Here is a 15290-nt window from a genome sequence, read left to right as displayed (position 1 = left end):
TTTATTCATACATCGGTTTTCACCGTAGGGGCCGTGGCTTGTCCCGGCCCGTCAATGGGCTCCGCGATGTTTTGCCTGTATTACACCGCGGTATCACCAGACGGGCGGGTACAAGACCCGCCCCTACGGTGCCAATAGCTTTTGTAATTGTGCTCTGAACTCTTCACCCAAGTCTGGGTGGCGTAAAGCGTATTCAACAAATGCTGTTGCATAACCCAGTTTATTACCACAATCATGGCTTCTGCCACGAATATGGTAGGCATCAACAGGCTCTTTGATCATCAGGCTGGCGATAGCATCTGTTAACTGAATTTCGTCTCCGGCACCTATAGTTGTGTGTTTCAGGCAGTGCCACAGCTGCTTCGAAAATACATAACGCCCTACTACAGCCAAATTAGAAGGGGCTTCATCTACAGCCGGCTTTTCCACTATAGCTGTCATAGCTACAGAATCGCCAGCCATCAAGGCAACTCCGCCAGTATCCACCACACCATAAGAACTCACAGCTTCTAAGGGCACAGGTTCAACCATCACCTGGCTGCGGCCCGACTCTTTAAAGCGTTGGATCATCTCCGCCAGATTGTCTTTCTTCAAATTGCTGTCGAATTCGTCGATTAACACATCTGGCAGCACCACAACAAAATCATCGTCTCCAACCACAGGTAAAGCACATAACACGGCATGGCCTAAACCTTTAGCTTCGCCCTGACGCACATGAATAATAGTGACATCTTTTGGGCAAATGGCTTGCACATCCTGCAGTAACTGGCGTTTCACCCGCTTTTCCAGCATAGATTCCAGTTCAAAGCTTTTATCAAAATGGTTTTCAATGGAGTTTTTTGACGAATGCGTCACCAACACTATTTGCTTAACACCAGCAGAGATACATTCGTTCACCACGTATTGGATCAAAGGTTTATCAACCAGTGGCAGCATTTCTTTCGGTATAGCTTTAGTAGCAGGCAACATTCGAGTACCCAAGCCCGCTACCGGAATTACAGCTTTTAATAACGACATCCAACAAACTCCTTTGCATCCATTCAGGACAACAGAACAACTTTAATTAATCAAATTTAGGGCAAGCGCTGAAGCTTAAACCTTTCAAATCCTTTGCAGAACAGTTGGGCACAGCCTCTGACAAAGGCCAGTTAATAGCAAGTTCAGGGTCATTCCATCTGTATCGCGGTGTTTTGCGATATTACACCGCGCTTTTATATTCATACATCGGTTTTCACCGTAGGGGCCGCGGCTTGTCCCGGCCCTTCACCCGCCCCTACGGTCCCGGCCCGTCCATCTTTGCCTCGGTGTTTTGCGATGGTCGCAACCCGTCCATTTATATAGTGCACAGCATACTAAGCCAAGCTTCCGCGGCTTAACAACAAAAAATAAATTTTCCTGCTTGCAGGCTCATCCTTCCTTCAGTTATACATCAGATGAAGTTTAACGCAGTGAGGTGTTCAATGAAGTACAAATCCGCAATGTGGTTGCTTGTTATGCTTTCAAGTGCCTCAATGGCGCAAGAAAGCAAAGTGTATCTGGACTGTGACGTAGCTTTAGTTGTCACAACAGATGAAAAACTGAAAATAGGTGAAAAAACAAAGTTCCATTTTATTATCGACATGGAAAACCAGAGTGCTCAAATTCCAGGTTATACCGAGTTTTTGTATACCAGTACCCACGCTGATCCCGAATACAGAATTGGCTTTGGCCCAACTACCATAGTTTTAGGTGACCCGTCGCACGATAAAACCAAAGCCAACTTTTTAATATCCAGAACCAATTTAGAGATTTACTACTGGGAGCAATGGGCAGATGTAAAAAGCCGCTACGACGGCAAATGCCAAAAAACAGGCCCAGGCAAACCTCCAACAGTTCTTTTTTAACCCATACCGGCGTTAATTGACCACAGGGGCCGCGGCTTGTCCCGGCCCTTCCATCTGTACCGAGGTGTATTGCGATACGACACCGCGGTGTCATTAGACGGGCGGGCGCAAGGCCCATCAACACCGCGGTGTCATTAGACGGGCGGGCGCAAGGCCCGCCCCTACGGATTTTTTTTCCACATCAGCATTCATTCATCAATCGCTGCCAAACAAGTCGCGGGTGTATACCTTGGCGTCTACGTCTGCCAGCGCATCATTTCTTCTGTTGGCAACTATTACATCCGATATCTGCTTAAATTCGGCCAAATCACGGATCACCCGCGAATTATAAAAGTCATCCTGCTTTAACTCTGGCTCAAACACCACCACTTCAATACCTTTGGCCTTTAAGCGCTTCATAATGCCCTGAATAGCAGAAGCCCGGAAATTGTCCGACCCTGCTTTCATCACCAAACGATAAATACCCACCACTTTTGGATTACGCATCAATATCGCATTTGCCACAAAATCTTTGCGGGTACGGTTGGCGTCAACTATGGCCTGGATCATGTTATTGGGTACATTCTGATAGTTAGCCAGCAACTGCTTGGTATCTTTAGGTAAACAATAACCACCGTAGCCAAAGCTTGGGTTGTTGTAATGTTTGCCAATACGTGGGTCCAGCCCCACCCCTTCAATAATCTGTTTACTGTTTAAACCATGAGCTTCAGCGTAACTGTCCAGCTCGTTAAAATAGGCTACACGCATCGCCAAATAAGTGTTTGAAAACAACTTAATAGCTTCAGCCTCAGTGCTGTCGGTGAAAAGTATTTCAATATCTTGCTTAATAGCACCTTGCTTCAACAAGCCAGCAAACTCTTCAGCTCGCTCTGAACGCTCACCCACAATAATGCGTGACGGGTATAGGTTGTCATACAAAGCCTTACCTTCGCGTAAAAACTCCGGTGAAAATATCAGGTTTTCAGTGCCAAACTTCTCACGTGCCGTTTTGGTGTAGCCTACAGGCACTGTCGACTTAATCACCATCACTGCATTAGGGTTAATAGCCATCACATCCTGAATCACGGCTTCCACACTTTTAGTATTGAAGTAATTAGTTTGTGGGTCGTAATCTGTCGGGGTGGCAATAATGACAAAATCAGCATGGGCATAAGCCAGTTCTTTATCTAAGGTTGCAGTAAAATTCAGCGTTTTATTCTGCAAAAAATCTGATATCTCCTTGTCTTCTATCGGAGATTTTTTATTATTCAGCAACGCCACTTTTTCCGGAAGAATATCCACTGCAACAACACTATTGTGTTGCGCCAATAACATCGCATTTGAAAGACCTACGTAGCCAGTTCCGGCTATGGCTATATTACGTTTTAAATTCAACTGGTTACCCTCAAAATACCTGATAGAGCAAAATAATTATGCAAACTATACATCAATACAGCTGATAAAAGTTTTTACATTAACCCTCTTACTTCGACCGGAGACCACAATAACACTGGTTTCCTGAGCCCCCATAAAACTCTCCGAGTAATACCCGCGCTCGCTTGTAATCGTATAAGAATCACTAACAGAAAATATTAAAGTGACTGTAACACCTTTACATTTCAGGTCGACAGCCCCCGCCCTGATAGCAAAGGACACATCAGGATGCAAAAGAAACTGAACGCGCCATACTTTATCAATCTCTGATTCCACATCATCAACCAAAACAACATTGATTCGGTTGCCTGAGAAAACTGCAATCTCTCTTGTAATTAACGCTTCCGGTTCTAAATTGCTTACCCCTTTTATAGTTACAAAATTATGATCTTGTTAACACTTCAAATATACAGCCCCAACATTTAATTTCTTTTCAATCACTTTATTGTAACCTTACGATACCAGAATAGTATCTTTCAAGAAAATTGTTGCATCAGAATACCAAGGCCTAACACCTATGATAATTTTTTCCGCCGAGGAAGATAAATGAACAGCGATTTTTATCTCGTTATAAAAGTTTCTTGTCTCTAGATACTTGTAATAAAACCCTGCATCAGACCAAATGAGGCTATCAGATTTAACTACCCCCTTCTCACATTTAAAGAATATTAGTGCTTTATTTTGTTGACCAGATTGTGTAATTAGCTTACAAGAAAATATAACATTACCAACATAATTAGCATCTATAGAATCTAAAACCATCTCTCCTTCAAGTTTCTTGTAGAAATTAGCTAACAAACGAGTTTCTAGTTCATTGGCACTAAGCACAGCTAGCATCTTTACATCAACTTTTGAAGATAGTGCATCATTCTCGCCCTCCTCAAAATATCTAATTAGGTGTTCCTGGTTAGCTACACAGTCCTCTAAAGCTTTATTCTTAAGCTTTAGAATATTAATTACATCTTCACTTGCTGTTCCCTTAAAAAAGGCATTCCCTTGATAATTTAGGACGTTTTTTATTTCCAAGGCAACATCTTCGACTGAATCAAATGAAAGTATTTTCTTATCAAAATAATGAATAAGAGCAGCTTTCAACAACGAAAGCCAAAAATAAATATCTTTTAACACAAAGCTGTCGATAGTTTTTTCGCTAAGCTCGTGTAACCTTCCGAAGTCTATAAAGTCAAAAAAGGAAGCATTATCCGTATAATAATTTATTACAAAATTTTTGCTTAAACTTACCAGCTGTAGCCTCCATCCATGTAAGCCAAAACCTTTTTGCGAAGGAAAATACTTTTTAAATTCATATGGTCTTTTCGAACTGACACGGTCATAATTTTGAGTTCCGATCCAATCACGAAGATCCGTTGGCCATTTATCATTTGCATAAGATATTCCTGCAAGATCAGTATTTTGTTTAGTAGTCATAACATAGTGTATGAATTGACTCTCTAAAATTTGGTCATCTACACCAACGAGTAATTCATACATCCTTCCGTCTAAAAAAGGATGAATCTCAGACGTACCGAGATGACAACTAGACAAAGCAGATGCCAGATATGTTGAATTTCTGAAATGAACGCTCTCAGCTTGAGAAAATCTTGATTTTGGATAATACTGCAGTACATCATAAAGTGTCTTTTTATAATATTCGTATTGATGAACATAATATTCTTTAGTTAAAATACCAAAACTATCAACCCAGTACTTCCGTGAATTTACATATTCTTTTAAATCAAGTTTATTACTTTTCGACTTAAATCCGTTTTCATGCCCACCAACTACTAATAAGTTTTTATTGTTATAAAACATCTTCAAGTCAGCAAATGAGTTCCCACTAAAACACCATGCTAAATCGACAGCTAATCTTTTATAAATATCAATAGCCCCCTCTCCGATATTAACATTATTAATTACATGCTGATTGCTTACGCCGAGAAAATTAGACACATCCTTCGAAGACATAACATCTGGGCTATAACTTTCACCGTGAGTTACAAAATCAAAATTACTAAGATTATCCTTAGATATTAACCCTAATATCGCTCTGCTATCTTTACCACCACTTAGCCATAGTCTCTTCTTGACAGGTGAAATTGCTATCGACTTATTAAAAGAATTTGCAAAATCTTCTATTTTATCTACTACATCATGTCTAGATAAATTTAATGCGAAATAATTTTCAGCTGAAAATGAAGTCAAATCCCCATCAAAAAAATAAGTATTTGAAGGTTCAACCTTCTTTAAATCTCTCCAGTAAGTATCAGTATCTGATATATGATTACGACCAACAATCCAAATAAAAGATTTTTTCTCAAAACTTTTAGTTAAAATAAATCTACCAAGCAAATTATGCCGATTAGAGACATATATAGTTCTGCCGTCTAACAAATAGAATATTGGGTCAACACCGCAAAAACTTGTAGAAAATGTCAAGTTATTTTCGCTTAACATTAGAGCACAGAATGGCTCTGGAAATCGATTTATACTCAACGGTAACTTATTAAAAAAACTATCGTGAACTCTAGTCTCAAGATCTAGGTCACCAGCACCTTGAACAAGCAAATAGCTGTCTTTGTTATTAACAATTTTTCTCTCTAATGCTACACCGTAGTTAAAACAAATAAGCTCTCCATTTTTAACCTCAACATAATTATGATCTATTGGTTTGAATGGTAAGTTGTTTAAGAAGTCTGCAGGCACTATTCTTTGACCAGGAACGCTATCCATAGAGAATCTCGCTATAAATACTGACATAAATATATCCTTAAAAAATCTCTTGTATAACGCTACAAAAAACTTGTACTGAATAGCGCTGCATTAATTCTTTGCCTTCCACAATCAGGCTAGCATTATTGGTTAATAAACGATTATTTAAAACTCGTTCTTTTATGTCTTCTAACGAACTATAAATAAAATTTTCACTATATACATACTCCGCACCAGCCCAACTCAATATCATACTTTCAGCGCCAGCGGCAAAACCATCTGCAACCGCCAAATGAAAACTCTCAGGCCCAGGAAACCCTGGTGAGTCTTCACTTAACGACAATACGAAGCCAACTTGTTGCTGAGCCAAAGCCCGCTTAATGTCACAATGCCCCAAAAAGTCGATGCTATCTGCCAGACCATAGCTAGCAATCATGTCTTCGCAGCGCCTGTAATACTCCATTTCATCCTGATGTTTACTCAGCCAGGGTATGTCCCGTGGGCCTTTGCCAAAAACTTTTAATCTGTAACGCTGATCATGTTGCTTTAAATTCTGCAGCAAATTGATCGCATGATGGAAACCCTTACGGTAAGGAACAATACCTATCATCGCCAGGTTAAAAAAACGCTCTGGAGCACACACCTGTTGGTAATCTTCTGTATCCACATAGTTGTGCAGTAACCGTACTTTTTGTCGTGGAATATTTGGAAAACGTTCCAGCAAACGTTCGAAAAACAAGACAGATACCGCGAATACTGCATCTACATTCTCAACCTTCAGTTTATCGCCAAAATCCCGGCCCAATTCGAAACGATGCATCCGAACAACCAGTTTTTGGTGCGAACTTTTGCGCTCTGCATACCAAACTGCATTACCCAATAACCATTCACACCAAATATAATCGGCCCACTGCAATAACTTTTCACTCTTGGCCGCATCATGAGCATCATGCCCAAGCCATTCATCCACTTCAATTTGATATCTTTGTTGGAGTTGTGGCAGTACTGGCAAAATAAATTTAAGATCGTGCCCGGCGATTAACAATCTGGGTTTGCAGCTCGCTTTAAAAGCTATAAAACTCCCGCTTTTAAGGCTATTTAAAACACTCTGAACATTAGCAGCAAATTTATGGCTGGATATTGCCGCTTCATACTTCTGAATAAAACAGGCAAATCGATTAAAATCCTGCTCAGAAACATCGCCTTTGTTTCTAAAAATTAAACCTTTGATTGCCGTTTGTAAGCCAACCCTCAACCTTAGCGTTATATAGTCAATGCCAATACCAGCCATAACATCAATAACACGTTGCCACACCAGCAAATGGTTATTCAGCTCTCGGCTGCCATACTCTTGCGTACTGGACGCTTTGAAAGAGGCCCTTCGGTTATAAATAAAAGTTGGATGATCCAAATACTCTATTTGCGTACAGTGCAAAAGCAGCGTCGCTAAAAAAATTGAGTCTTCACCTACCCTAATATCTTCGGGCCAATAAATAGAGTGGCTCTGTAACAAAGAGCGTTTGATCAGGCTGGGTACAGTGGAACTTTGCTTGCCGATAATCTTTGCAATGCGACTGGGTAAGTTTGTAGCCTCAGACCAGTCGGTTACCCTATTTTCCGGCTGCTGCGCCTTGCCGTCATCTGACAACAAGTAGCCCCGCACTATGCAAGCATTCGTCGCTTTTGCATGAGCATAATGCAGCTCTAAAGTATCAGGAAGAATTTCATCGTCGCAATCCAGATAAAACACATAGTCGCCTCTGGCCTGTGCTGTGCCCAGATTTCTTGGTCGTGAAGGTGAACCACTGTTTTGCGGCAGCTGCAAAACCCGCCAATGTGGCTCTGTTACAGCCTGTTGTTGTAAGTAGGCAAAGGTTCCATCAACAGAACAATCGTCCACAAAAATAACCTCGTAGCGTTCTGCCGAAAAACTCTGATTTCTTAACGAAGTTAAACACCGCTCCATTTTGCCCACAGCATTGAAGCTGGGCACTATTACTGAAATATCCATTTAGCTCATTTCATCGTTATTAGTTTCAACGCACTCTGACTAAGAGTTATACCTAAGCGGCCTCAGTATGCAAGCCTCAGAAAAAACACCACCACCTCAAACGGCATAAGCCACTATGGGTTCACCCGCAAGCCGCGCCTGATACAAACGAATAAACAAACCGGAATGCGCCAGTAAAGTGGCGCCAGACACTGCAGTTTCAAGCTGATATTTTTTAGTGGAATAAGGTGTTAACGGGTAGTCAGTTTGATAACAAAGATGCAGTTTAGCAAGCTGCAACCAAGAACCGTCAATCACCTTACTGGCATTAAAAAGCAAAAAATACGGCGTTTGAATAGGCTTGTACTTAGCCGCCATCGCGTGTTTTTGCATAAAACTTTCAGCAGTTACAGTAATACCAAAACGATTATAGTTTTGGTAAAAAGCCGCCACTTCAATATCGGGCACTTTAGCCGACACCACCAATAACAAACTACAATCAGGGCTGCGGCTAAAATGTTGCTCAAAATAGCTGATCGCAGCCATGGCCTCTGCATCATTACTAATTTGGCTAACCAGCGTGATGCCTTCGTTATCAGCTTTTACCTGAAAACCAATACACTGCAGCATATAGCGCCAACGTTTAGCATAAGTGTGTTCTGCCAGCACCAATTGCAAAGCCTGATCACGGATATGGTCTATTTCAACTTCGGATAAAGCACCAAGACGATCAGGGTTTTTATCTGCAAAAACCACTAAATCGCCAAACATTTCTGCAACACCCTTGGCATAATTCGACACCACCAAGGTATGAGAAGACATAAGTTCAAACACCCGGCGGGCAAACATAGTTGAGGATTCAGTCACAGTATTAAAATTAAGCCCCAGTACTGACGACTTATACACGGCTGGCATTTGAGTATGAGGCAAACCAGGCCGGATATAAGGCTGATATTTATCGGGCCACAGATGCAAAGGATCGTTGTCGCCATAATAGCGATCATAAATTTCTGGCTGATAGCCAGAAGCCAGCAAAGCATCCAGCACTTGTTCCATCACCTCGCAGCGTTCAAGATGATTGGCATACCAACTACCAGCAAATACAACTTTAGTACTGCGCGCACCAGAAGCTAAGGGGTTAAACAAAAGTGGGTTTGTTGCAAAAGGCAGCGCAAAAACGTGTTGGAGCTTATAGTCCTGCCGATATGCCTCTACACACTCCGCAGCCGAGGTAAACACATAATCAAACAAGGCTGCAGTTTTGACAAAATCATGCTTGCGGTCGGTGTAATGAGTTGGGTCTTCCTTATTCCAAAACAAAGTTGCAATACCTTGTTGCCTGCAATAGCTTAATATCTCCAGCAAAACGCTTCTGTTTTCCCGGGCAAAATTGCTACTGGCGTATATTTTGCCCTTCCACGGCCTTTGTAACGAATCTTCACCCGACCAGGCTGACTCGCAAAAAAACAAATCAGGCTTATGTAGTTCAAACTGCTGACGCCAATTTTCCGGGGTGAGCGCAATGGCGTTAAATTCGTTTTTAAAACTGTTAAAACTAAACTCATCCAAAATAACAGCGACGCTAAGCTCGTTCGCCGCCTTTAACACCACAGGGGGTTGTTCCACCTTAACAGCCGAAATTGCCTTAGGCTTTTGCATGACAAAACCAGCTTGATTGCGCATTTCAAAACAAGCGCCACGCCATGGCTTGATGCCTATATGCACGTAGCTGGTATTAGCAGGCAACTGATAATTAAAACTGTCCATTTTTAAATTATCGGCACTTTGCTGTACTAAATAACGATACCAAACTGCCAATTCGTCCGACCAGGTTAAGCCGGTAACACCTTGTACTATCTGAACTCCGTTTGCGTCAAAACACTGCAACCAGTAGAGACCTGAAGGTTTATTTAGTTTTACTCTATCGTACTGCTGAAATAACAACTGCAGTTTGTGCTCAAGCAATCCGCCAATCACAGGCACTACAACAAAAAACTGCTCGCTTGGCCGCACAAACTGGTACGCAGGCAACTGGCCAAACCAACGTAAAACCCCGCTCAATGGCCGCCCCTCCGCAGCACCGTGCAGCGCATAATGCAATAGCGGATTAATGCCAGCCTGAGCTACGTCAGGGTAAGTATTCAGGTACCACTTGGTGTCAAACCAGGCTGAAGGGCTATCACCTTGCTTCCATCCCATGGTGTGAAAATACTGGTACGGATCCTGGCTTATATGAGGTGCATTGGTTCCTACATGCTGTAAAGCTTGATACCAGACGGGGTCAAGTAATCGTTGTTCTGAAATGCATTTCACAACACCAGAAGCGGCTTTTTGTTTTTGTGCTGAGGAAGGCTTAAGAAAAGAAAAAAAAGCGCCAAACATGAAAGATACACTCCGCTAAAGCAAGTTCAGACACTGCTGCTTTGGCCCACTGTTGCCTTAAAAAAAAGGTAAAAAAACCTTCAGTCATAGCGCTGTACTATAACTTCTTTTATAACAACAAAGCCACTCCCCTGCACTCTGAAGCCAAAGCTTATTCGTTTGCAATTTGCTGGAACTTCGATTGGCATTGGCTCGTTAAGCCAATAAAACTGGTGATGAAGTTGGCGCCCTTCTCCATCGTAATAAATTAAAACGCCTGAAACACTAAGCTGTCCTTGCGCCACCACTTTCAATAAAACGTTACTTTCTTCCGTATTAACCGGCAGTACATCATGGATTGGCTGCTGCAACATCAGGTACGCATGCTGCTTATCCTGCAATCTTGACTCTAATGACAAACCAGTAGCGGAAGCAGTAGCAGAAACACCTTTCACTGTGTCGAAGCTATTAGTCAGCCAACTCTGCTGCGAAAGGATTTGTTCTACATGTAAAACCGGACCTTTCCGGCTTTGCCTTGCAATCAAAAATTCAGGAAGCTTTTCAAAATACGACTCAGGAAAATGCCATTGCCCGGCTGTAAATAGAAGAGGTAACTCGAACTTCCCCAGTCTACTATGGCGATCGCGGAATAATTCCATATATGGGCTACGGGCACTTATATCCTGATTAAGTACCTGCTGCCGCTCATCAATACGGTAGATATCATTGGTAAGGTTGTTATTAATAAAGCTCTGATAAAGCACAGGATAACGCAAACGAGCGGAGGAAGAATTTGGCGCAAACTTGACTATTCGCTCAATAAATTCCGTGTCAGCACCTTTTTTTAAATTTTCGAAATAACCATAGTGCTTATGAATACTGCTCAATGCAGCAAAAGACGCTGTGCCATATCGCTCTACCTCTTTATCCATCTGCAGCATATTGCTTGTGCTATTTATTCTGACAATATCCGCAATACAGTAATCCGGGCTATTTGATTGTATCCAGGCCGACTGCATCCAGGCTCGTTGTGCACAGCTCATATCATCAGAGTCATTCACCAGATAGATAGTGTGCTCTTGCTGATGAGCCAAAATAGCCTGGTTTCGTTGCCAATAAGTGCCTTTATTTTCGCAGCTGAAAAACAGTTCCAGCCAATGATTGTCAGCAAATAAAGTAGTGAGCCGTTTTAACGTGGCAATAGAATCATCAGTACTGGCATCGTCCATTACACACAATTTAATAGCAGCATAAGACTGCAAAGCGATAGAAACGACACTTGAGGCTAAGTGAGCAGATTTATTGTAATTAGACATCACAAACACAGCTTGCGCCGATCCTTCGTGACTAGGCGCAGTGAAAGCGACTTTTCGGCCAGTTATTAACCAACGTGGCAACAACCAATGATTCTGGTGTGCTACGCCTTGGTAAGCGGTTGTGTTGGCTGGTGCAGGAACCAGATCAAATAAAAACAAAAATCCATCTTCAGTAATCACTTTATCCTGAATGTAACTGCACAAATCACCGGGCTTGCCTTGGCCGGCAGTATCATCCAAAACCCAGAAATGATTGGCTTGTGCAACCGCTGTGTTTCCCCATACAACAGCTTGTTGCCTAAACCTATCTAAACCTCCGAATCGACTAAGTCCAGCCTTAGTAATAAAAATATCGGCTTGTGTGGCCAGAGGGTGATCAGGGTAAGCTAACAGCTCTTTACCGACCAAATGAGCCAACAACTGATAAAAACTTGTGCACTTGAGCATTGTCCGAAACAAACTCGCCTTATCAAGTAACATTATTTTGTTTGTTAGGTCCACGCCTTGAAACACAGTATGTGCACCGTAACAACGTAAAAATAAACAGCTGTGGTCAACAAGGGTATCAGCTTGCGAAAGCAGCCAAAGCTCCCCTGCCAGGCGTTTCATATACTCTTTGCTGTCTTTATAAAACTCGCCTTTTTCTCCTGACACCTGAAGATGATGTACTGCACCACTCTGAGTCACCCAGTCTGACAACTCTGCATCGCCAAACAGTAACTTGGGTTCTGCAACAAGCAGGCAAAGTTCTAACTTGGACACTGTAGATAACTGCTTCAAGCTGCTAATCAGTGCTGCCGTATCTACGCGCCGTTCAAGTAAAATAACCAGCCCTGCTTTCACGGACGGCTGAGCTGAGTTCCAATCAGAGATCAGTGCAGCCTCTTGTTCTTCAGTGACGCTCAGCAACGCCTTTGATTGCTGTCTTATTGGCGCGCCATCTGCCGACCAAGATTTCAGGCCAACATAGTTCAGACCAGATAAAAAGGCACTTAAATCTTCTGGCTTACAGATACGAAAAAATTTGTGTGCCAGTAGTAACTGAGGCACAACCAATGCATGTGCGGTTTCAAGCGACTGAATTTTTGAAATACCATCGGGGCTTTGAAAAACAACGTGCTGATACAACCAACTCTGAGCCACCAAAGACCAAAACTGCTGCAATTCAGTTAGTTGGCTTAATCGGCAAAAATAAGCCAAGTCAGCTAACTTCGCTGTATCGCAGTGTTGAAAAAAGGCTTTCAGGCTGAGCCAGGGCGTTACGGCAACCTCACAACACTTAACGCCAGAAGGCATTTTCAGAGAGGCCAGTTGACCCGCCACACGCTCAGACGAAGGGTATAACCAAAGTTGGCAACATGCTGGCAGTTGCTTTAGCAGTTCAATAGTTGCCAAGTCATCTACCCACACGACCAAATGAATGACGCTATTATTTGGCGTATCCAACCTTAGTTCATTTGCACGTTTTAGGTTGTACGTCCAAAGATGTGCAAATTGAGGGTAGCAATACTGCAGCCAAACATAAAGCTGCGCCGCTATGCCATAACACTCATCCTTAAATGCTTTGTTTGCAAAATGCAGTAAACCAGAGTCGCTCAAAGGAGCTGTGGGCATGCCTATTTTCCTAAAGTATGATGTAGGGGCCGCGGCTTGTCCCGGCCCGTCCATCTGTGCCACGGTGTATTTGCAATACAACACCGCGGTATCATTAAACGGGCGAGCACAAGGCCCGCCCCTACGGATTTTTATATAAATATCCGTTTTAATTCATATCCAATTTTAACCGTAGGGGCCGTGGCTTGTCCCGGCCCTTCCATCTTTACGGCGGCGTATTTGCCTATATTACACCGCGGTATCAATAGACGGGCGGGTACAAGACCCGCCCCTACAGTCCCGGCCCGTCCATCTGCGCCACGGTATATTTGCCAATATCACGCCGCTGTATCATTAGACGGGCGGACACAACGCCCGACCGTACAGATTTTCACCCCAGATCGGCGGTAAAACATATTCGAATTACTATAAAAAACAATATTTTGTACTACCTTACCATCAGTGCCATTTGTTTAACAAAAGAAAAAATATCAGGCTTGAAAGTAAGGTGTTTTAATACGCCTTTTAAATTGTGGTTCAAGGCCGATGCGCTGACATGCTTTGTTAGCAATGCGTTTAGCTGCGGCCAATTAGCAGCCATACTCAAATGAGTCGAAAAATAAGCTGAACCAGTATCATTGACTGGTTTGTCCTGTTGTAAATAAAGCTTTAATGCTTCAGCAAGAGACTCGGAAGTAACTGCAACTGCAGCTCCGGCATCCACAATATGCTGCGTAGCTGCAGTTGGCGTAATAAATACCTGCAGCCCGGCAGCCAAAGCATCTATTAATTTAGCTGGTAGCTGAAATTGCGAAACAAGGCTTTGCGGGTCTTGCAATAAAACACAAATATCTCCAGCACTAACCAACGCAGGCATATCTTCTAACGAAGGCCCGGTAACAAATAAAAATTCTACATTACTAAACTGCTGCAACTGCTGTTTTAAGTTTTTGTCTGGAAAATCACCGGCTATTAAAAATTTAATTGTTTTGCTATTTAACTGAGTTAATGCAGCAGCGGTTTCCAATAAGCCTTTGTGCTTACGCGCTGTACCCACAAAAACCAGCAACCTGTCTTCCGCTGTAACACCTAAAGAGGCCCTGACTCGTAGCCGATGTGTAACTGCCTTAGTGAAAACAGCTTCGTTACGCACATGAGGAATAATAAGGCCGCCGTATTTAGCCTGTAACGCAGGGTTAGACACTGTAATAGCGTCAAATAATGCAACAGAACCTACCGCCAATTGAGTCCAGGGTGCCGCATCCAGCGGCAAGGAAGCAAAGGATTTAGCCTCAAATTCAGCAAAGGAAAGTGGCAGCTCTTCTTCTATAAAAGCCAGTTCTTCATCGTCTACATCCATAATCACTTTACTGCCCCACACTGCTTTATAAATAAAGCCTAATACCAAATTCACAATACGGGGTTTAGACAAATGAACTATGTCGTACGGGTGCTGCAACACAAACTGCAAACAATCGTCTAAAAAACACTCACTTTCACCAAAGTTAAAACTATGAGTAAGTTCAGATAAATAATGCACAGGGGGCCAAATACCACGTTCCGGTTTAAACACACAACCTATCAGCTCAGCAGAAACACCGCCAAAACGGTATAACTCCAGCAAAGTAACGGCACGCCCTGCAGCATTGTGGCTCAAATCCCAGGCTGCAACAGCAACACTCTGATTTTGAGCATTTTTTTGCTTTGCACGCATCAGCTTAGCGCGTGAAATATTGATTTCACAACTGCTAATTAACTCTTCAACTTGGGCGGCTTTAATATAACAGTGTATCGACTCAGCAAACTCCCCCTGATTAAACAGGGCGTTGCCTTCAGCCAAAGAAAGTCCCTGCATAGTTACCCTTTTACAACTTTTTGAGACTGAAACTGTAGTTTTTTACACAACCTAAGCACACAGTTTAGGAGCAGCTCCCTTAAACTATTTTCGCCACTCTGTATGTAAAAACTCAGCAAAACAAAGGAGCGCAAATGAATAGTGAAAGTATTTTTGCACCTGCTCTACAT

Annotated in this window: 9 protein-coding genes; 2 read left to right on the top strand and 7 right to left on the bottom strand. The window is 42.5% G+C overall.

Annotation, left to right across the window (positions count from 1 at the left end; genetic code table 11):
• Positions 1-123: 123 nt before the first annotated feature.
• Positions 124-1017, bottom strand: a complete 894-nt coding sequence (gene galU / locus EK374_RS07585) for a UTP--glucose-1-phosphate uridylyltransferase GalU (protein ID WP_127021627.1) — start codon at positions 1015-1017, stop codon at positions 124-126.
• A 494-nt stretch (positions 1018-1511) separates the two neighbouring features.
• Between galU and EK374_RS07580 the strand changes: the two genes are divergently transcribed.
• Positions 1512-1883 carry a hypothetical protein gene (locus EK374_RS07580; protein WP_127021625.1) on the top strand — a complete coding sequence of 124 codons (372 nt, stop codon included), beginning with the start codon at positions 1512-1514 and terminating at the stop codon, positions 1881-1883.
• Between the two features lie 195 nt (positions 1884-2078).
• On the opposite strand, the gene EK374_RS07575 is transcribed toward EK374_RS07580, so the two are convergent.
• From EK374_RS07575 to EK374_RS07555, 5 genes are all read right to left on the bottom strand, one after another.
• Positions 2079-3257, bottom strand: coding sequence for a nucleotide sugar dehydrogenase (locus EK374_RS07575; protein ID WP_206099305.1), 1179 nt, complete (start codon positions 3255-3257; stop codon positions 2079-2081).
• 492 nt (positions 3258-3749) lie between these two features.
• Positions 3750-6053, bottom strand: a complete 2304-nt coding sequence (locus tag EK374_RS07570) for a hypothetical protein (RefSeq protein ID WP_127021623.1) — start codon at positions 6051-6053, stop codon at positions 3750-3752.
• Between the two features lie 10 nt (positions 6054-6063).
• Positions 6064-8016: a glycosyltransferase gene (locus tag EK374_RS07565; protein WP_127021621.1), complete on the bottom strand. Its 1953-nt coding sequence runs from the start codon at positions 8014-8016 to the stop codon at positions 6064-6066.
• A gap of 96 nt (positions 8017-8112) precedes the next feature.
• Positions 8113-10377: a CgeB family protein gene (locus tag EK374_RS07560; RefSeq protein ID WP_127021619.1), complete on the bottom strand. Its 2265-nt coding sequence runs from the start codon at positions 10375-10377 to the stop codon at positions 8113-8115.
• Positions 10378-10457: 80 nt separating this feature from the next.
• The gene (locus tag EK374_RS07555; protein WP_164731839.1) at positions 10458-12371 is read right to left on the bottom strand and encodes a glycosyltransferase family 2 protein; all 1914 of its coding nucleotides are present in this window, start codon (positions 12369-12371) and stop codon (positions 10458-10460) included.
• A 215-nt stretch (positions 12372-12586) separates the two neighbouring features.
• Between EK374_RS07555 and EK374_RS20665 the strand changes: the two genes are divergently transcribed.
• Positions 12587-12922 (top strand): hypothetical protein, encoded by a 336-nt coding sequence (locus EK374_RS20665; protein ID WP_164731838.1) that lies wholly within the window; start codon positions 12587-12589, stop codon positions 12920-12922.
• 791 nt (positions 12923-13713) lie between these two features.
• Here EK374_RS20665 and EK374_RS07550 read toward each other — a convergent pair.
• Positions 13714-15120, bottom strand: a complete 1407-nt coding sequence (locus EK374_RS07550; protein ID WP_127021615.1) for a glycosyltransferase — start codon at positions 15118-15120, stop codon at positions 13714-13716.
• Positions 15121-15290: the final 170 nt, after the last annotated feature.

Origin of the sequence: Rheinheimera mangrovi (assembly GCF_003990335.1) — a bacterium.
GTDB classification, from domain to species: Bacteria; Pseudomonadota; Gammaproteobacteria; order Enterobacterales; family Alteromonadaceae; genus Pararheinheimera; species Pararheinheimera mangrovi.
This window is presented reverse-complemented; position numbering and strand designations above follow the sequence as displayed.

What these genes read in the sequence shown, in the direction of transcription:
- EK374_RS07570 (WP_127021623.1), bottom strand. Translation starts at nt 6,053, where the DNA reads ATGTCAGTATTTATAGCGAGATTCTCTATGGATAGCGTTCCTGGTCAA.
- galU (WP_127021627.1), bottom strand. Translation starts at nt 1,017, where the DNA reads ATGTCGTTATTAAAAGCTGTAATTCCGGTAGCGGGCTTGGGTACTCGA.
- EK374_RS07565 (WP_127021621.1), bottom strand. Translation starts at nt 8,016, where the DNA reads ATGGATATTTCAGTAATAGTGCCCAGCTTCAATGCTGTGGGCAAAATG.
- EK374_RS07580 (WP_127021625.1), top strand. Translation starts at nt 1,512, where the DNA reads ATGGCGCAAGAAAGCAAAGTGTATCTGGACTGTGACGTAGCTTTAGTT.
- EK374_RS07550 (WP_127021615.1), bottom strand. Translation starts at nt 15,120, where the DNA reads ATGCAGGGACTTTCTTTGGCTGAAGGCAACGCCCTGTTTAATCAGGGG.
- EK374_RS07560 (WP_127021619.1), bottom strand. Translation starts at nt 10,377, where the DNA reads ATGTTTGGCGCTTTTTTTTCTTTTCTTAAGCCTTCCTCAGCACAAAAA.